Source organism: Orbus hercynius, from assembly GCF_003634275.1.
GTDB lineage: Bacteria > Pseudomonadota > Gammaproteobacteria > Enterobacterales > Orbaceae > Orbus > Orbus hercynius.
Window position 1 is genome coordinate 1 of the sequence record NZ_RBWY01000011.1, and the last position, 1,379, is coordinate 1,379.

Genomic DNA, 1,379 nt, shown 5'->3' on the forward strand with positions numbered 1-1,379 from the left:
TAAAACCAATAGTACCTCCAGGAGTACATATTATAGGAACTTAGCATAAATGGTTTGCGAGCATGAACTATTATTCTTTATTGGCGTGATAAAGCACAAGACCCGACACCGCTAGTCATCAGTTATGAATATCAAGCGTCATAATATTAAGGAATACATCATGTCAAAGTGGCAAAAAATAACGATGATTTTCACACTATTTTTATTGGTAGGTTGTGAAAATGCTGAGCTCAAAAAAACCTTACAGACGGGATTTGATAATACGAATCCGACAGGCACTCGAGGAGTCTGTTTTACCGTAGGGCGTATTGATTATCCTTATACGAGCAAATATGTTGAAGGTAAGTTAGATGATTTTGGTTTTGGTCTTAATCGAGAAAAAAAACGTAATGAAAATTTAAATCAACGACTGGCGATGTTTGCCCGTTTAGGACTGCTCAGTGAAACTGCTGCTTTAGATGATAACGGTCAACCTACGGGGTTTTATCAATATAACTTTACAGATGAAGGCTTAAAATATAAAGCCTATTATTTAGGGGGAACAAGTCAGGTATTTTGTTTTGGCCGAGTGGTGGTCGATTCCATTGGGAATAAACTCTGGGAGCCAAATAAAACCATGGCAACAATTCGATATTATTATCATGTTGAAGGTGAGATCCCAGAGTGGGCTAAATCACCTGAGTTAAATATGATTTTTGGATTATCTAATAATAACGAGAAAATCGATTGGAATAATCGACATACTATTGAATCTTTCAAAAAAACTAAAGAAGGTTTAAAGCCGTTTGTTTTCCCTGGAATACTGGTCTTTGGCACTTAACTTGATGATTCTTTCTTATAAGAACGGTAATATTCAAGATCCGATACCGCTAGTAATCAGTCATGAATATCAAGCGTCATAATATTAAGGAATACATCATGTCAAAATGGCAAAAAATAATGATGGTCTTCACGCTATTTTTATTGGTTGGTTGTGAAAATGCCGAGATTAAAAAAACCTTGCAGGACGGGTTTGATAATACGAATCCTACAGGCACCCGGGGAGTCTGTTTTACCGTAGGGCGTATTGATTATCCTTATACGAGCAAATATGTTGAAGGTAAGTTAGATGATTTTGGTTTTGGTCTTAATCGAGAAAAAAAACGTAATGAAAATTTAAATCAACGACTGGCGATGTTTGCCCGTTTAGGACTGCTCAGTGAAACTGCTGCTTTAGATGATAATGGTCAACCTACGGGGTTTTATCAATATGATTTTACGGATGAAGGTAAACAATATGGGGGGATGTATCCTAAAAATGACCAGTTTTTTTGTTTTGGTCGGGTCGTCGTTGATTCGGTTGGCGGTATGCGTTGGGCTGATATGGATAAAACGTGGGG

General features: G+C 37.1%; 2 protein-coding genes. Both read left to right on the forward strand.

The features are described 5' to 3' along the window. The first annotated feature begins 160 nt into the window (after positions 1-160). Positions 161-820, forward strand: a complete 660-nt coding sequence (locus DES39_RS10855; protein ID WP_121146022.1) for a hypothetical protein — start codon at positions 161-163, stop codon at positions 818-820. Between the two features lie 98 nt (positions 821-918). Beyond that, on the forward strand, positions 919-1,379 hold a 461-nt coding region (locus DES39_RS10860), incomplete at its 3' end, for a hypothetical protein (protein WP_147405444.1).

Bases quoted from the DNA above. Each gene is read 5' to 3' on its own strand.
- DES39_RS10855 (WP_121146022.1), top strand. From the start codon at position 161: ATGTCAAAGTGGCAAAAAATAACGATGATTTTCACACTATTTTTATTG.